The organism is Silvibacterium sp., from assembly GCF_047605705.1.
In the GTDB taxonomy this organism is placed as follows: Bacteria; Acidobacteriota; Terriglobia; order Terriglobales; family Acidobacteriaceae; genus Silvibacterium.
Map to the genome: position 1 here is coordinate 53,268 of NZ_JASGFD010000011.1, position 16,226 is coordinate 69,493.

A 16,226-nucleotide genomic window follows, 5' to 3' on the forward strand; every position below is an offset into this window, starting at 1 on the left:
TATGGGGTGCAGGTGAAGCCGGCGTGCGTCGTTTGCAGTCTCTGGTAGCATCGCAGCGTGAGCAGCGTTTACAAGCTGGAGAATGCAGGCCGCAATATCTTTCGCACACTACTGGCTGTGCTGCTTGCTGCAGCTCTCGTTCTCTGGCTCGTAAGCCCTGCGCTGTCTCAGACGCACTCGGCGTCTGCCTGGGCGCTTCCGGTTGTACTCCTGATCTTCGCTGCGGTTGCGCTGCTGCTGTTTGTACGCCGTCTTGAAGAAGAGGAGCCGCGATCCGCGCAGAAGTTCATTGCCTGTTGCGCCCGCTTCCAGCGTCCCCCGCCTCCGGTACTCGCATAACCACGTTCTCTCTCAATGACGGCGCCAGCTTGTTCGCGCCCGTGCGGGAGTGTGTTTCACGCGAGATTTCCGAAAGGGATTGGATGGTATGTCGGACTCTACTACTGGCCCGATTGGCCTTATCGGGCTGGGACTTGTTGTCATGCTGGGAGCGTTCTGGCTGCAGCGGCTTCGCTGGAGGCGGCGTCGGCGTAAAGGCAGGCGAGGTCATCTGCCCAGTATCGGAGCGCTGGGACTTGCGCTCCAGAATCTTCAGCTCTTCGTGCATCCGAGCACGGAATACACGATCGAAGAGCGCCTGAAAGAAGCGGCGGATAAGGAGGATGACGGGGATACAGCAGATCCGGCGAAGCACCTGGAACGCCAGTTGAGGCGCGTTCGCCGGGGAGAACGGCTGGATGTTCTTACTGCGAAATTACCCGATGAAGTGGAGTCACGTTAACCAAGCTGTACGAGCACATCATCCCCTTCGACGCGTACCGGGTAGACGGCAACGCGTGCGAGCGGGGAATGCGCGGCTGCGCCCGTTTTCAGATCGAAGGCCCAGGCGTGCCAGGGGCAGACCACCGTGCCATTTTCGACAATGCCCTGGCCGAGCGGACCGCCGCGATGCGGGCAGGCGTTATCGACGGCGTGGATTTCGCCGTTCACCTGCGCGATGCAGAGGACGCGGTTTCCACAGACGGCCTCGCGGGCTTCGCCTTCGGCGGGGAGTTCAGAGCGGCTGAGGATGCGGATCGATTCAGACATACTACGGGTGTGTTCCTTCTTGCCAGGGCCGCGGAGTGGCGCGGCCGGCGTTTCTGTGTCGGTTAATACTTTACGATTTTTGCGAAAGACTGCGGATCGAGGCTGGCGCCTCCGACCAGGGCTCCATCGACCTCGGGTTGGTTGAGCAGGGCGCAGGCGTTCTCCGGCTTCACCGACCCGCCGTAGAGAATGCGGATGCGGTCGGCTGTTTGCCGTCCCAGCAGATGCGCGACCTGAGTGCGGATATGGAAGTGCGCCAACCCAGCTATTTCAGGCGTGGCGGTTTTGCCTGTGCCTATGGCCCAGATGGGTTCGTAGGCGATGATGAAGCTCTCCGCGGCGTGCGGGACGACGCCCTTCAGCGCCTCCTGGCAATGCCGTAGAAGCACTTCCTCGGTCTTGCCGGCATCGCGCTCTTCGAGCGTTTCGCCCATGCAGAGAACGGGCGTAAGGCCGTGATGCAGGGCGGCATGGAGCTTCTTGTTGATGATCTCGTCCGTTTCGCCGAAGTACTCACGGCGCTCGGAATGCCCGAGCAGCACATGCGTCGCGCCGAGGGCCTTGATCATGGAAGGCGAGATTTCCCCGGTGTAGGCTCCCTCTTCGGCGTAATGCATGTTCTGCGCGCCCACGGAGACATTGCTGCCCTTGGTCGCAGCAATGGCGACCGAGAGATCGACGTAAGAAGGGAAGAGCAGGATCTCGTCGCGCTTATGGTTGGCGACGAGAGGAAGAAAGGCTTGAAGGAACTCCTGCGCCTGTGCGGGAGTTTTGTACATTTTCCAGTTGGCCGCAATGACGGGCTTACGCATCAGTGTTCGATCCCCTATCCAGGCGCCGCGGCTCCTCCGGTGGTGAAAACCTGAAGCGGCGTCGCGTGACAGTATACGCAACGCCGCTGTGGCTTTTGCTATTTCGAAGCCGAACTACTTGTTCGTGAGCGCTTCGACGCCGGGGAGCTTCTTGCCCTCGAGAAACTCGAGCGAGGCGCCTCCACCTGTTGAGATGTGTGTGATCTGCTCAGCGACTCCTGCTTTCTTCACCGCGGAGACAGAATCGCCGCCGCCGACGATAGAAACCGCGTCCTGATTTGCGGCAACCGCTTCGGCGATGGCGTTGGTGCCCACCGCGAAAGCAGGGAACTCGAAGACGCCCATGGGGCCGTTCCACACGATGGTCGAGGCTTCCGCGACTTCCTTGGTGAAGAGGTCTATGCTCTTGGGGCCGATATCGAGGCCTTCCCAGCCAGTTGGATACTCGCCGGTGCCATCGTAGATCTTCGTCTTGGCGTCGGGCGCGAACTTGTCGGCGATGACGTTATCGACGGGCAGGAGCAGCTTGACGCCCTTGGCCTCGGCCTTGGCGAGGGTTTCCTTCGCCAGCTCGACCTTATCCGCCTCGAAGAGCGAGTTGCCGATTTCGCGGCCGAGCACCTTGTGGAAGGTGTAAGCCATGCCGCCGCCGATGATGAGAGCGTCGACCTTGTTCAGCAGGTTCTCAATGACCTTGATCTTGTCCGAAACCTTGGAGCCGCCGAGGATGGCGACGAAGGGGCGAGCCGGCTCTTCCAGAGCCTTGCCGAGGTAGTTCAGTTCCTTCTCCAGAAGGAGGCCGGCGGCGGACTGCTTCACGAAGTGCGTGATGCCTTCCGTCGAGGCGTGGGCGCGGTGGGCGCTGCCGAAGGCGTCGTTCACATAGATCTCACAGAGCGAGGCGAGCTGCTTTGCGAACTTCGGATCATCGGCCTCTTCTTCGGCATGGAAGCGAAGGTTTTCGAGGAGGAGAACCTGGCCGGATTCGAGCTGGCGTGAGAGCTCGGTGGCGATCTCCCCAACGCAATCAGGCGAGAACGCAACGTTCACCTGTTCGCCGAGATGGTGATCGAGCAGCTGGCGCAGGCGGTCGACGACCGGGCGGAGGCTGTACCTGGAGCTGGGTTTGCCCTTGGGGCGGCCAAGATGCGAGGCAAGGATGAGCTTGGCCTTGTGGCGCAGCGCGTACTCAAGGGTGGGCAGCGTCTCACGAATGCGCGTGTCGTCGGTGATCTCCGAGCCATCCTCGCTGAGAGGAACATTGAAGTCGACGCGGATGAGGACGTGCTTGTGGGTGAGGTCGAGATCACGGATGGAGAGTTTTGCCATTTTTCGAACCGCTTTCCTTGAAAGATTTCGTCGGGGATGAATCAGGCGCGATCGAGGACGGCGTCGGCCTCGATTTCGACACGCCATGCGGGATTCAGAAGCTGGGCGACTACGACCATGGTAGCTGCTGGACGGATGGTGGAAAAGAACTCGCCGTGAGCGCGGCCTACCTCTTCCCAATCTTCGACGCGGGTGAGGTAGATGCGGGTGCGGACGACGTCTTCGAGGCGTGCTCCGGCGCGTTCCAGCACGTCGCGGATAATGCCCAGGGTGTGGCGGGTCTGAGTGGCGGGATCGGCATCGTCTGCGCCGACCGGGCCAGTGCCCGAAACATGCACAGTGTTGCCGACGCGCACCGCGCGTGAGAAGCCGATGATCGGCTCGTAGGGTGATGTTCCTGCGAACTTGGTACGTTCTTGCATCGGTCCTTATGCTGGCTGCCCCTGCAGCCGGATGGCAGCAGGGGCAGATGGTTCAAGAACGGGGTGAGAGCCGGTGGACTACAGGCCCTTCTTAGCGACGAAGAGGATCAGGTCGCGGACGCGGTTCGAGTAGCCCCACTCGTTGTCATACCAGCTGATGACCTTGACCGAGCTGCCGACAACCTTGGTCAGCGGCGAGTCGACGATCGAGGAGCGGGCGTCGCCCTTGAAATCGCTCGAGACAAGCTCGGCCTTCTCGAAGCCGAGGATGCCCTTGAGCTCGCCTTCGGAGGCGGCCTTCAGCGCGGCGTTGACGGATTCGATGGTGGCTGGCTTCTCGGAGATGAAGGTGAGGTCGACGACCGAGACGTTCGGCGTTGGGACGCGGATGGCGAAGCCGTCCAGCTTGCCGGCCATCTCGGGGATGACGAGCTTGAGGGCCTTGGCGGCGCCGGTGGAGCTGGGGATCATGTTGATCGCGGCAGCGCGGGCGCGGCGCAGGTCCTTGTGCGGGAAGTCGAGGATGACCTGGTCGTTAGTGTAGCTATGGATCGTCGTCATGATGCCGGAGACGATGCCGAACTCAGCGTGCAGAACCTTGACCACGGGCGCGAGACAGTTCGTGGTGCAGGAGGCATTCGAGATGATGTGGTGCGCGGCCGGGTCGTACTTCTCCTGGTTCACGCCGAGGACGACGGTGATGTCCTCGTTCGTCGCGGGAGCCGAGATGATGACCTTCTTGACCGAGCCCTGGAGGTGCGCCTTGGCCTTGGTGCCGTCGGTGAAGATGCCGGTCGACTCGACGACGATTTCGGCGCCGGTCGAGGTCCAGTCAAGCTTGGCAGGGTCGCGCTCGGCGAAGACCTTGATGGTCTTGCCGTCGACGGTGATCGAGTCGGCTGTCGAGGTGATCTCGTTCTTGAGGTTGCCGAGGATGGAATCGTACTTCAGCAGGTGCGCGAGCGTCGCGGGGCTGGTGAGGTCGTTGACTGCGACGATTTCGATGTCGGGGTTGCCCAGGGAGGCGCGGAACACGTTGCGCCCGATGCGGCCGAAGCCGTTGATTCCAACCTTAACTGCCATGGAAACGGATCTCCTTGCGTGATGATTGCGATTGACGGTGAAACGAAAGCAGTTTGGACTGGCAGCGATGGGAAATCGCTGTAGTCTCTCAAGTCCCGATGCTAGCATCGCAGCCCATCGGCTGCATAAGAAATCGCTATAGGGCGGCGATATAGCCCATATGCGCGGAGAGCGTTGCCGAGCTAGGCACCGGAGCGTTGCAGCTGCGGCAAGTCTGTGTTAAACCCTGAGTTATGCGCGAATGGATGCGCGAGAAAATGAGAAGACGTTCCAAGCGTGGACCGAACAATTCCGAGTCCACAGGCAAGATCGGACAGGAGATCCCTGCGAACCAGCCGGCGCCCTTGCGCCCGTCCTACGAGTCGCCCGCCACAGTGCCGGCAGCTCAGGCGGAAGACTGGACAGATGAGCCGGAGACTCCTGAAGCGGCGCTGGCCATTGAGCCCGCCGAAGAGGTGACGCCCGAGTCTGCTGAAGAAGTTCCTTCCGAGGCGCTGGGCGATCCCGTCACTGAAGCGACAGGCAAGCTCGTCGTGGAAACACAGCCGGAATCGCCATCGATTCCTCCGCCGGAGCCGCAGGCTGCCGCGCAGCATACAGGCCAGGCAAAAGCGCCGAAGGGCTTCGTCGTGCTGACGATCGGCCTTCCCGGGTCCGGTAAGACAACATGGTTCAAGCGCCGTGGCGTGACGCCACTGTCCTCGGACATGCTGCGCAATATCCTGTTCGACGACATCACCGAGCAGCGCTACCAGGGGCTGGTGTTTTCTACGCTGCGCTCGCTGCTGCGGGCCAGGCTGATCGCGAAGATGCCCTGGAACTACGTGGATGCGACGAACCTGTCGCCCCATGAGCGCCGGCAGTGGATCAAGATGGCGAAGAGCTTTGGCTATGACGTGCAGGCCGTGTTCTTCGATGTTCCGCTCGAGATCTGCATGGAGCGCAACAGCCGCCGTGAGCGCGTGGTGAGCGACGAGGTCATGAAAAAGATGGCCGAGCGCCTCCGTCCGCCCTCTTTCAAGGAAGGCTTCTCGAAGATTGTCGTGGTTCGCGTGAAGAGCCCGGCTGCGCCGGAAGCTCCTTCGGAGCCGCTACAGGCGTAATCGAACGACACAATCTGAAAACAGCCGGGTGAAAGCCCGGCTGTTTTCATTTCAGGCGACTCTGCCGATGCGGGGTGTTTCGACGGGTCGCCCGGTATTCCATGCCGCGAGCGCCGGGCGGGCGTCATGCAGCCGGGCAAGCAGAATCTGCTCCAGGATCAGCGTGGAGCAGCAGACCGTGTAGGGGATTAACTCGCCGAAGACACGGGTTTCCACCAGGATGCCGTAGACGAACATAAAGAGCGTCCAGACTGGAAGAATCCACAGCCATGCGCGGAGCCGGGCGTCGGTGATCCGGCGATGCATGACGATAACAAAGAGCAGCATGTAGGCGGAAGCCGAGAGCAGCTGTGGCCATGCCTGCGGCAGTACAAGGGACTTCACGTTCCAATTGAGGCGCGGATAGAACTCGGAAGCATTGTGCGCAAAATGGTGGCGCACCAAGTATTGCCAGCCGATCCAGAAAAGGCTGAGCGGTAGCACCACCGCGAGCGAGCGCGGAGCGAAGAGCTTTCGCCAGCGGATCGGGCCGTTCGCGCCGGGGCGCAACTCGACAGCTTCGTTGATAAGAAAAAGCGGGAGCAGGAGCAGCGTCGTTTCGCGGTTGATGGTCGCTACGAGAAAGAGTCCGACGAACCACCCTACAGGCCTGCGGAAGTAGAGCAGATAAAGTCCTGCGGAGAAAAACGCGAGGCTGGGTAGATCGTAGATGAAGCGAAAATTCTGCACCGTGTGCATGACGTACGTCGCGGCGCAGGCGACCAGAAACAGCGGATAGACGAGCGGCGTGAGCAGTCCGTGGCGGGAGCTAGCCCGGTAGATCCGCGTCGTGAAATAGCCGGCCAGAAGCAGACAGATCACGTTGATGATGGCCTGCAGGATAACCTCCGGAGCGACAGGCCGTGGAAACCAGAAGCTCGAAACGCGGAAGAGATGCCCCCAGGCACGCAGCACCACGCTCGTGTGAGACAGGCGCATGGGTAGCATCATAAGCAACCTGCCCTGAAAGGGCATGCGCTCGTGCCCTTGTTCATAGAGCGCGGTGTTGATGTAGGGATGCGTGAGCCAGAAATAGCACCAGGCAAACTGGATCGTCGCCAACAGATAGACAGCGCCGAGGAGGATACGCTTACGCGAAATGAGAATAGACGCGACCAGGGCCGGCATCGGGTGGATTGCTCCTTTTCACCGGATGCCGTGCGACGCGGGCCTGACGTCTTCTCCGATCTGACGCGTTGGATGGGCGCAGGGCGGAAGGAGGTTGCAGTGGCTTATGCGATGACCGGAGCGTGGGACACGCCCGCAAGTCCGAAGACTCTCTGATAGCGTTCGACCTCGGCGGCGGGTCCCATCGCTTTTTCGAAGTTGTCCGAGAGCTTGACCGCCGGATGTCCCGCAGCATCGTTCAGCTTGCAGACTAAGCTGATGGGGTCGAAGCCTTCCGTCCCCTGGGGGTTGCAGTCGCGGAAATCATTCGTCAGCAGTGTGCCCCATCCGGCGCTGAAGCGGATACGCCGCTCGGGCAGCCACTTGCTCTGATCCTCAAAGTCGGCCGCGGTGCGGAAGTCGGCCGGTGTGGCGCCGCTCAGGATGCGTCCGGAGAAATACGCGTGAAGGCCGAGGATCTGGTCTACATCGAGGGCGTCCGATGCGATGAAAAGCTTCTGGCGTGGGTCGCGCCCACGAGACTCGAGCCACGCAATAAATTCGTCGCCGGCTGTGTAGGGATCCTTGCTGTCGGCACGCTGGCCGGTCCAGTCCGCAACCCAGTCCGGAGCGCCCTTGAGGAATTGCGTGGTGCCGAAGGTGTCCGGCAGAAGGATAAGCAGTTCCTTGTGGTAGGTCTGCTGCCAGAGATCGAGAAGGCGATATTGGGATGCCTTCAGCGCTTCGTCGCTGCCTGCCATCGCAGCCATGGCCATGGGCAATTCGTGGGCGTTGGTACCAATCGCTTCGAGATCGTGCTTGTACGCAAGGTACGTGTTCGATGTGCCGGTGAAGTGCGTGCCGAGAACATCGCTCATGGCACGGACAACATATTCCTGCCAGAGGAAGCTGTGACGGCGGCGGGTGCCGAAATCGGAGACACGCAGGCCGGGCACGCCGCGCAGTCGGGCCATCTTTTCCCAGAGTCGCGTCTTGGCGCGCGCGTAGAGAATGTCGAGATCGAGTTCGCTGAGCGGCTTGAGGCTGGCGCGGGTCTTGAGCTCGCTCACGATGGAGAGGATATAAATTTCCCACATCGTGGTTTGCACCCAGGGGCCGTGAAAGGTCAGGTGGAACTGGCCGTCGACGACAGAGAGCTCGTAATCAGAGAGGTGGAAGTCGTTCTCGAGCCACGCGAGAAACGCAGGCTCGAACATCCCCTGGCGCCCGTAAAAGGTGTTGCCTGCGAGCCAGATTAATTCCGACTTGCGGAAGCGGAGCTTGCGCACCTGATCGAGCTGCGCGCGCAGCTCTTCGGGCTCAATGACCTCGGCGAGGTGGACATGCCGCGTGCGATTGATCAGCGAAAACGAGGTATCGACGGCAGGGAAATGCTTCCAGATGAATTGCAGCATCAGAAGCTTGTAGAAATCCGTGTCGAGCAGGGAGCGGGTGATCGGATCGAGCTCCCAGTTGTGATTGTGCGCGCGCCGGGCGAGATTGATGATCACGGTATATTCACTTTACTGCAACGGCCATCTTAAGCTGGTTCTGCAGCGGGCATGAGCGTGCGATGAGTGCAGCCATTGAGTTTCGGGATGTGACGTTGACGGTATCCGGTGGCCGGGTGCTGCTCGATGGCGTCTCGTTCGCTCTCGAGGAAGGGACGACCACGGCGCTGCTCGGACGCAGCGGTTGCGGCAAGACAACGCTGCTGCGTACAGTGAACGGCATGGCTCGGCCTGCCTCCGGCCAGGTGAGAGTCTTCGGCGAGGACGTGCAGGCGGCGGACCTGATCGCGCTGCGGCGCGGCATCGGTTATGTGATCCAGGAAGCGGGGCTCTTTCCACACTTCACCGTGGAGCGGAATGTCGGCGTGGTTCTCGAATGCGAGGGCCGTCCGCATCACGAGCGCAGAGAGCGGAGCCACGCGATGCTGAAGGCCGTCGGCCTTGATCCTGAGACCTATGCGAAGCGGCGTCCGCGTGAGCTCTCCGGCGGCCAACGGCAACGTGTGGGATTGGCGCGGGCGCTCGCAGCAGAGCCGCGGCTTCTGCTGATGGACGAACCCTTCGGTGCGCTCGATCCACTGACGCGGGCCGAGATGCAGGAGATGCTCCGCGGACTGCTGCGCAGTGTGAAGAAGACGGTTCTGCTGGTAACGCATGATCTGGATGAAGCGCTCTACCTTGCAGACCGCATTGTGCTGCTGGCCGAAGGCCGTCTGATTGCGAATCTCACTGCGAAGGAATTCCTCGGCTCGCAGGAGCCTGCGGTGCAGGCGTATGTGCGGGCATTCCGGCGAGGCGAGCGGGAAGCGGCCGGAGCAAAGGTCCATACCTCGAATGAATTTTGCGAGGGAGGTCCCGCATGACGAGCTTCCTCGCGCAATACGGCGAAGAGATCTGGTTGTTAAGCCTCGAGCATCTTTGGTTAACGGGCGCGGCGATGCTTTTTGCAACGGCGATTGCAGTGCCGCTGGGGATATGGCTGGCGAATTCGCCGCGCTGGGCAAAGGTCGTGCTTGGCCTAGCGAATGTGCTGCAGACGATTCCGTCGCTTGCGATGTTCGGCTTTTTGTTGCCGTTGCCGTGGCTGGGCGAGCGGGCTGCACGGATCGCCATCGTCGCGCTCACTGCGTATGCGTTGTTGCCCATCGTCCGCAACACCTATGCCGGAATCCGAGGGATCGATCCCGCGACGATCGAGGTGGCGCATGCGCTGGGCCTCACACGGAGGCAGCGGCTGTTCAAGGTGGAGCTGCCGCTGGCGGCAGCGTTCATTCTGGCGGGACTGCGGACGGCGACGGTGACCTGCGTGGGCATCGCGACGATTGCCGCAGCCGTCGGCGCAGGCGGGCTGGGCGAGCTGATTTTTCGCGGCGTGGCCTCGGTCGACAACCGGCTGGTGCTGGCGGGGGCTATTCCGGCTGCGTTGCTGGCCCTGCTCGCGGATGGAGGCCTGGGGCTATTGGAGCGCTGGTTGCAGGTCGGCAAGGCATGAAGCGCGGATTTGTCGCCATTGCGGTTACGTTTCTTCTTACGTTGGCGGGCTGTTCGCCGCCGCGCCCCGACTATCCGGTAATTGGAGCGAAGAACTTCACCGAACAGGTTGTACTTGGGGAATTGCTGGCTCAGGAGATCGAAGCTAAATCTCACCTCAAGGTGGAGCGGCGTTTTTATCTCGCCGGCAGCTACATTTGCCAGCAGGCACTCGAAGCCGGGCGAATCGATGGGTATGTCGAGTACACGGGAACTGCGCTCACCGCGATCCTGAAACAGCCGGTCGCGAAAGACCCAAATGCCGTGCTGGCTACGGTGACACGGCTTTATGCGCAGCGTTACCAGGTTGAGGTCGGGCCGCCTCTGGGCTTCGAAAATACATTCGCCATGGTGATTCGCGGAGACGACGCAAAGCGGCTGGATATCTCCACGCTGAGTGAAGCCGCAAAATATACGCCGCAGTGGAAGCTCGGTGTCGGATACGAATTCGAGCAGCGGCCTGACGGACTCCCCGGGCTGAGCAAGGCCTACGGACTGCGCTTCGATGGTCCTCCGCGCACGATGGATCTGGGACTGCTCTACCGCGCGCTGAATGCGCACCAGGTGGACATGATCGCAGGGAATTCTACCGATGGTCCTATCGCCGCATTTGGACTGAAGACGCTTGCAGACGACCGATTCTATTTCCCGCCCTATCAGGCGGTGCCGCTGATCCGGCAGGAGGCACTGCGGCGATGGCCGCAGATCCAGGTTGCGCTCGATGCGCTCAAAGGAAGGATCACCGCAGAGGAGATGCAATCGATGAACGAACAGGTGGATGGCGAGCATCATGATCCGGCGATCGTGGTGTCAGAGTTCCGCAAGCAGAAAGGCCTGTAATAGTGAAAGTAATACTTCAAGAAAATCTGCCCGAGCCGTGGCTGCGGGGAACGAGAACGGATGTGCCTGCGGTAGTGCGAGGCGTTCTGCATGCACTCGACCTTGCACGGGAAGATGTTCGGCGAGCCTGTGGCGGGCTGGGTACGGAGCAGTTGCATGGCTCGCCTTTTGGACTGACGCCGATCGCCTATCACCTGCGCCACATTCCTCGGAGCCTCGATCGCCTGCTCACCTATGCAGAGGGCGAGGGCCTGAGCGATACGCAACTTGCTTTGCTCAGGGAGGAGAATCAGCCGGAAGTAGATCGCGCACTCCTGATTCGAGAATTTCAGGCAGGGATTGACTCTGCAGAAGCAAGAATTCGACAGTTTATCGGGGCCGATCTTGAAAAAGCGAGAAGTGTAGGGCGCAAGGGACTTCCGACAACGATTGGCGGCTTGCTGGTTCATCTTGCCGATCACACGCAGAGGCACGTAGGACAGATCGTAACGACCGCGAAGGTGATTCGAAACGGTGGGGCGGTTTCCGGCTGAGATCTTTCGATCTCAGCCGGAATGGGGCCTGCTCATCTGCTCACAGGAAGAGCGGTGCGAGCACAAGGGTCACTGTTGCGAGGAGTTTGATGAGCACGTGAAGTGACGGCCCGGCCGTGTCCTTGAATGGGTCACCTACGGTATCGCCCACGACCGCCGCCTTGTGCGCCTCGGAGCGTTTGCCCCCATGGGCTCCCGTCTCGATGTACTTCTTGGCGTTGTCCCATGCGCCGCCACCGTTGTTCATGAGCATGGCCAGCAGAATGCCGCTGATGGTTCCTACCATAAGGAGCGCCGCCACGGCTTCCGCGCCGCTGAGATTCACCGGATGGCCGTTGATTGCCGGGTGGTCCGCAAAGTTCGTGGGATTATATTCCGAACCGAAATAGCGGAAGATCAATCCCACGGCGAGCGGCATACCCACGGCCAGGATCCCGGGCAGCACCATCTCTTTCAGGGCCGCGGTCGTCACGATGCGGACGCAGCGGCCGTAGTCCGGGTGCGAGGTGCCCTGCATGATGCCGGGATTCTCCTTGAACTGCGCGTGGACATCCTCGATGACGGTCTGTGCGGCGCGGCCAACGGCCTTGATCGCCAGCGAGGAGAAGAGGTACGTGAGCATTGCCCCGAGGAGAGCTCCTGCGAAAACAGGAACCGAGGCGAGATTAACGTTGGAGAAGGTCCATGCGGGCGATAAGGTGCCTCCCGCCGCCGCAACCCGTTGGGCCACAATGTCGTGGATGGTGGCCAGGTAAGCGGAAAAGAGCAGGAATGCTGCGAGCGAGGCCGAGCCAATGGCGTATCCCTTGGTGAGAGCCTTGGTCGTGTTGCCGGCTGCGTCGAGCTTATCGGTCTTCTCGCGGACGGACTCCGGCTGATCGCTCATCTCGATGATGCCGCCTGCGTTGTCGGTGATGGGGCCGAAGGTGTCCATCGCGAGAATATAGGCTGCGGACGACAGCATGCCCATGGTCGCGATCGCGGTACCGTAGATGCCTTTCGCGTAGGCGTTGATCGAGGTTACGTCGGCAAGCCCGCGGACTCCGAACCAGTAGCTCAGGAGCAGCGCGGCACAGATGACGACCACCGGGATAGCCGGTGTCTCCATGCCCACGGCTATGCCCTGGATGATGTTGGTCGCCGGGCCGGTTGTCGACGCGATGGCGATGTTGCGGACGGGGCGGAAGCGCGTCTCGGTGTAATACTCCGTAATGCGGACGAAGAGGAAAGAGGTCGCGATGCCGCAGATGCCGCTGCCCAGCAGCCACCAGCGCGCGCCGAGCATGAAGTAAATCGCGGCAGCGAAGCCCGCGAGCGCGAGGAGCGTGGTGACGTAGTAGCCGCGATTGAGGGCATGCATCGGATCTTCGTCTTCGCCGCTATGCACGGTGCTGACTCCGATGATGCTGGCGACCACATTGATGGCCTGCACGATGAGTGGAAAGAGAATCCCTTTAAGCCCGAAGACTGGATAGAGCGCAGCGCCGAGGATCATAGCGCCGACGTTTTCCGCCGCTGTTGATTCAAAGATATCCGCGCCGCGACCTGCGCAGTCTCCGACGTTATCGCCGACCAGGTCGGCAATCACCGCAGGGTTGCGAGGATCATCTTCAGGGATTCCGGCCTCTACCTTGCCGACTAGATCGGCCCCTACGTCCGCAGCCTTGGTATAGATGCCGCCTCCGAGCTGTGCAAAGAGCGCGACCAGCGAGGCGCCGAAACCGAAGCCTACAAGCTGGTAGGGCGCGTGCCGGGGATCGTGAAGGCCTCCGAAGGCCAGGAAGAGAGTGCCTACGCCGAGCAGCGAGAGACCGACGACGACGAGGCCGGTGACCGCTCCGCCGTGCAGAGCGAGTTGGAGCGCCTTGCCGAGGCTGGTTCGGGCTGCGGCGGCCGTGCGGATGTTGGCGCGGATCGAAACCCACATGCCGGTTTGCCCGGAAAGCGCAGAGCAGGCGGCTCCGATCAGGAAGCTGATGACGACTCGGTTTGCGTCCGGAGCAGTGAGTGGGGAGATTCGGTAACCGATATAAAGGATGATTGCGAGACCGATGGCAATCAGGGCGATGGTGCTGTACTGGCGCTTCATGAAGGCTTCCGCGCCCTGCCGGATCGCCTCCGAGATGCGGCGCATTTCAGGTGAGCCGGAGTCAGAGCCGAGAACGGAGCGCGCGAAGAAAAAGGCGGCAATCAGCCCCAGAACTCCAAGGGAAAGGGCAATCCAGAGAAAAAGCTGGTCGTGTTCGGAAATCGGCTCTGGAGAGAGAACACCGGTCTGCCACAAGGCTACCGGGGAAAAAGATGGCATGCTTCCGCTCCCGATGACGCGTGAAATGTTGTACTGCGCAAGGCTCCACCCTGAAATAGAAACCGGTTCGTAATGGCTTCTACCCTGACAGAACGCGCATTAGAGCATGAGTGGAAAACCGCGGTCAATGTCGCTGGATATGGAAAGACAATCACTTGTGAACTTCTATAGGAGGTGGAGGCGCATCGGCGACGGTTGTTGCGTCATCTAATGGGAGCGAATCCGGCGGACTTTCCTGGAGCCTGCCCGGTGCTGTACAACCGGGGTGCCTTTCGCGTAAGAAAGAAGAGGTTATTTCTAGTTTCCGGAGAGGAGAAACGATGGCGCGTAGTACAGCCTCAGCATCAGAACGGAGCAGGACAACGCCATCGGCGACTCTCCCTACATCTCTTTCCCCAGATCAGCTCGTTTCGATTTACCGGCTGATGTATCTCTCGCGCCGCGTAGACGACCGCGAAATCCTGCTGAAGCGCCAGCAAAAGATCTTCTTTCAGATTTCGGCTGCCGGCCATGAGGCACTGCAGGTGGCTGCAGGCGTCGTTCTCAAGCCGGGCTACGACTGGTTCTTTCCGTACTATCGGGACCGCGCCCTCTGCCTGGCCCTCGGCGTAACCGCGGAGGAGCTTCTGTTACAGGCCGTAGGCGCAGCGGCAGATCCCGCCAGCGGTGGCCGGCAGATGCCTGCGCACTGGGGCAGCACCGCGCACAATATCGTGTCGCAGTCCTCCTGCACGGCCTCGCAGTGCCTCCACGCGGTCGGTTGCGCGGAAGCTGGACGGTATTTTTCCCAGCGTCCCGAGATTGCAGCCAAGCACGAGGGCGACTATCGCCAGTGGAAGGATGTGACCTTCCACGGTGATGAGGTCGTGTATATGTCGGTCGGTGAAGGCTCAACCTCTCAGGGCGAGTTCTGGGAGTCGCTGAATACCGCCTCGAATGCGAAGCTGCCGGTTATTTTCGTGGTCGAAAATAACGGCTACGCTATCTCAACGCCGGTCGAAGTCAATACGCCTGGCGGCAATATTTCGACGCTCGTCGCGAACTTTCCGAACTTTCATTTCGCCGAGATCGACGGCACTGACCCGGTTGTGTGCGTGAAGGCCTTTGAAGAAGCCGCGGCGTGGTGCCGTGCAGGAAATGGTCCTGCGTTTATCCACGGACATGTGATTCGGCCGTACTCGCATTCGCTCTCGGACGATGACAAGCTCTACCGTCCGGATAGCGAGCGCGAGTCTGACGCCCTGCGCGATCCCCTCTCGAAGACGCAGATGCTGCTGCTGCGCGAGGGCATCCTCGATGCGGAGGGCATCAACAAGCTGGAGCGGGAAGTCGACGAAGAAGTACGCCAGGCGGCAGACCGCGCCGTGCGTGCCCCGCTGCCGGAGCCCACGAAGGCCGCAATCCTGAAGCACGTCTACTCGGAAGACTACGATCCGACTTCGCCTGCTCTCCAGACCGCGCCTGCACGCACGGCCGACAGTCAGGAGCGCACCATGGCCGACCTGATCAACGCCTGCCTGCGCGACGAAATGCGCCGCGACGAGCGCATTGTGATTTTTGGCGAAGACGTGGCCGACGCTTCCCGCGAAGAATATCTCAAGCAGGGCGCGGTGAAGGGTAAGGGCGGAGTCTTCAAGCTGACTGCTGGCCTGCAGACAGAATTCGGCGGAGAACGCGTCTTCAATTCGCCGCTGGCGGAAGCCAATATTGTCGGACGCGCTCTGGGCATGGCGGCGCGCGGCATGAAGCCCGTGGTCGAGATCCAGTTCTTCGATTACATCTGGCCTGCGATGCATCAGCTGCGCAATGAGCTGCCGGTCCTGCGCTGGCGCTCCAACGGAACCTGGTCTGCGCCGGTGGTGGTTCGTGTTCCAATCGGCGGCTATCTTACCGGCGGATCGGTCTATCACTCGCAGTCGGGTGAGAGCATCTTTACGCATACGCCGGGCATGCGCGTGGTCTTTCCGTCGAACGCGTTGGACGCGAACGGCCTGCTGCGTACGGCGATTCGTTGCGACGACCCGGTGCTGTTCCTCGAACACAAGCGGCTGTATCGCGAAACCTATGGCCGCGCGGCGTATCCAGGGCCGGATTACATGATCCCCTTCGGCAAGGCAGCGAAGGTGCGCGAGGGCAAGGACCTCACAGTGGTGACCTACGGCGCAGTCGTCCCGAGAGCGCTGCAGGCTGCTCAGAAGGCGGAGCGCGAACACGGCATCCAGACTGAGATTCTCGATCTGCGCACGCTCAATCCGTACGACTGGGAGGCGATTGCCGAAAGCGTCCGCAAGACGAGCCGTGTCATCGTCGCTCACGAAGATATGCAGAGCTGGGGCTTCGGCGCGGAGATTGCAGCGCGCATCGCGGACGAGCTATTCCTCGATCTTGACGCTCCGGTAAAGCGCGTGGCCTCTATGGACACCTTTGTCGCCTACCAGCCAATCCTGGAGGATGTCATCCTGCCCCAGCCGGAAGATATTTACAAGGCGATCGTTGATCTGCGAGCGTTCTAAGCGAGAC

At 61.1% G+C, this 16,226-nt stretch carries 16 protein-coding genes; 8 read left to right on the plus strand and 8 right to left on the minus strand.

Annotated elements, in window-relative coordinates:
- Positions 1-57: 57 nt before the first annotated feature.
- Both QM649_RS05940 and QM649_RS05945 read left to right on the plus strand, forming a co-directional pair.
- Complete coding sequence (locus QM649_RS05940) at positions 58-339, plus strand: hypothetical protein (protein WP_415198102.1); 282 nt, start codon at positions 58-60, stop codon at positions 337-339.
- Between the two features lie 88 nt (positions 340-427).
- Positions 428-781 carry a hypothetical protein gene (locus tag QM649_RS05945; RefSeq protein WP_415198103.1) on the plus strand — a complete coding sequence of 118 codons (354 nt, stop codon included), beginning with the start codon at positions 428-430 and terminating at the stop codon, positions 779-781.
- On the opposite strand, the gene QM649_RS05950 is transcribed toward QM649_RS05945, so the two are convergent.
- The 5 genes from QM649_RS05950 to gap form a co-directional block, all read right to left on the minus strand.
- Positions 778-1,089: a Rieske (2Fe-2S) protein gene (locus QM649_RS05950; RefSeq protein WP_415198104.1), complete on the minus strand. Its 312-nt coding sequence runs from the start codon at positions 1,087-1,089 to the stop codon at positions 778-780. The genes QM649_RS05945 and QM649_RS05950 overlap by 4 nt on opposite strands.
- A gap of 62 nt (positions 1,090-1,151) precedes the next feature.
- Entirely contained in the window at positions 1,152-1,901 is a 750-nt protein-coding gene (gene tpiA / locus QM649_RS05955; RefSeq protein WP_415198105.1) for a triose-phosphate isomerase, read from the minus strand.
- Between the two features lie 114 nt (positions 1,902-2,015).
- The gene (locus QM649_RS05960) at positions 2,016-3,230 is read right to left on the minus strand and encodes a phosphoglycerate kinase (protein WP_415198106.1); all 1,215 of its coding nucleotides are present in this window, start codon (positions 3,228-3,230) and stop codon (positions 2,016-2,018) included.
- Between the two features lie 41 nt (positions 3,231-3,271).
- Positions 3,272-3,652 carry a RidA family protein gene (locus QM649_RS05965; RefSeq protein WP_415198107.1) on the minus strand — a complete coding sequence of 127 codons (381 nt, stop codon included), beginning with the start codon at positions 3,650-3,652 and terminating at the stop codon, positions 3,272-3,274.
- A 78-nt stretch (positions 3,653-3,730) separates the two neighbouring features.
- A complete protein-coding gene (gene gap, locus QM649_RS05970; RefSeq protein WP_415198108.1) occupies positions 3,731-4,735 on the minus strand; it encodes a type I glyceraldehyde-3-phosphate dehydrogenase in 1,005 nt (334 codons plus the stop codon).
- Between the two features lie 257 nt (positions 4,736-4,992).
- On the opposite strand from gap, the gene QM649_RS05975 reads away from it, so the two are divergent.
- The gene (locus QM649_RS05975) at positions 4,993-5,838 is read left to right on the plus strand and encodes an AAA family ATPase (protein WP_415198109.1); all 846 of its coding nucleotides are present in this window, start codon (positions 4,993-4,995) and stop codon (positions 5,836-5,838) included.
- Positions 5,839-5,889: 51 nt separating this feature from the next.
- On the opposite strand, the gene QM649_RS05980 is transcribed toward QM649_RS05975, so the two are convergent.
- Both QM649_RS05980 and QM649_RS05985 read right to left on the minus strand, forming a co-directional pair.
- The gene (locus QM649_RS05980; protein WP_415198110.1) at positions 5,890-7,005 is read right to left on the minus strand and encodes a hypothetical protein; all 1,116 of its coding nucleotides are present in this window, start codon (positions 7,003-7,005) and stop codon (positions 5,890-5,892) included.
- A 104-nt stretch (positions 7,006-7,109) separates the two neighbouring features.
- The gene (locus tag QM649_RS05985) at positions 7,110-8,495 is read right to left on the minus strand and encodes a nicotinate phosphoribosyltransferase (protein ID WP_415198111.1); all 1,386 of its coding nucleotides are present in this window, start codon (positions 8,493-8,495) and stop codon (positions 7,110-7,112) included.
- A 62-nt stretch (positions 8,496-8,557) separates the two neighbouring features.
- On the opposite strand from QM649_RS05985, the gene QM649_RS05990 reads away from it, so the two are divergent.
- From QM649_RS05990 to QM649_RS06005, 4 genes are read left to right on the plus strand one after another with little or no spacing between them, the layout of a single operon-like run.
- The gene (locus QM649_RS05990; RefSeq protein ID WP_415198112.1) at positions 8,558-9,358 is read left to right on the plus strand and encodes an ATP-binding cassette domain-containing protein; all 801 of its coding nucleotides are present in this window, start codon (positions 8,558-8,560) and stop codon (positions 9,356-9,358) included.
- Positions 9,355-9,987, plus strand: coding sequence for an ABC transporter permease (locus QM649_RS05995; protein ID WP_415198113.1), 633 nt, complete (start codon positions 9,355-9,357; stop codon positions 9,985-9,987). The genes QM649_RS05990 and QM649_RS05995 overlap by 4 nt, the downstream gene beginning before the upstream one ends.
- Positions 9,984-10,865 carry a glycine betaine ABC transporter substrate-binding protein gene (locus QM649_RS06000; RefSeq protein WP_415198114.1) on the plus strand — a complete coding sequence of 294 codons (882 nt, stop codon included), beginning with the start codon at positions 9,984-9,986 and terminating at the stop codon, positions 10,863-10,865. Before QM649_RS05995 ends, QM649_RS06000 begins: the two co-directional genes overlap by 4 nt.
- A gap of 2 nt (positions 10,866-10,867) precedes the next feature.
- Positions 10,868-11,398: a DinB family protein gene (locus QM649_RS06005; RefSeq protein WP_415198115.1), complete on the plus strand. Its 531-nt coding sequence runs from the start codon at positions 10,868-10,870 to the stop codon at positions 11,396-11,398.
- Positions 11,399-11,438: 40 nt separating this feature from the next.
- On the opposite strand, the gene QM649_RS06010 is transcribed toward QM649_RS06005, so the two are convergent.
- Positions 11,439-13,706 carry a sodium-translocating pyrophosphatase gene (locus QM649_RS06010; protein WP_415198116.1) on the minus strand — a complete coding sequence of 756 codons (2,268 nt, stop codon included), beginning with the start codon at positions 13,704-13,706 and terminating at the stop codon, positions 11,439-11,441.
- A gap of 320 nt (positions 13,707-14,026) precedes the next feature.
- On the opposite strand from QM649_RS06010, the gene QM649_RS06015 reads away from it, so the two are divergent.
- A complete protein-coding gene (locus QM649_RS06015; protein ID WP_415198117.1) occupies positions 14,027-16,219 on the plus strand; it encodes a thiamine pyrophosphate-dependent enzyme in 2,193 nt (730 codons plus the stop codon).
- Positions 16,220-16,226: the final 7 nt, after the last annotated feature.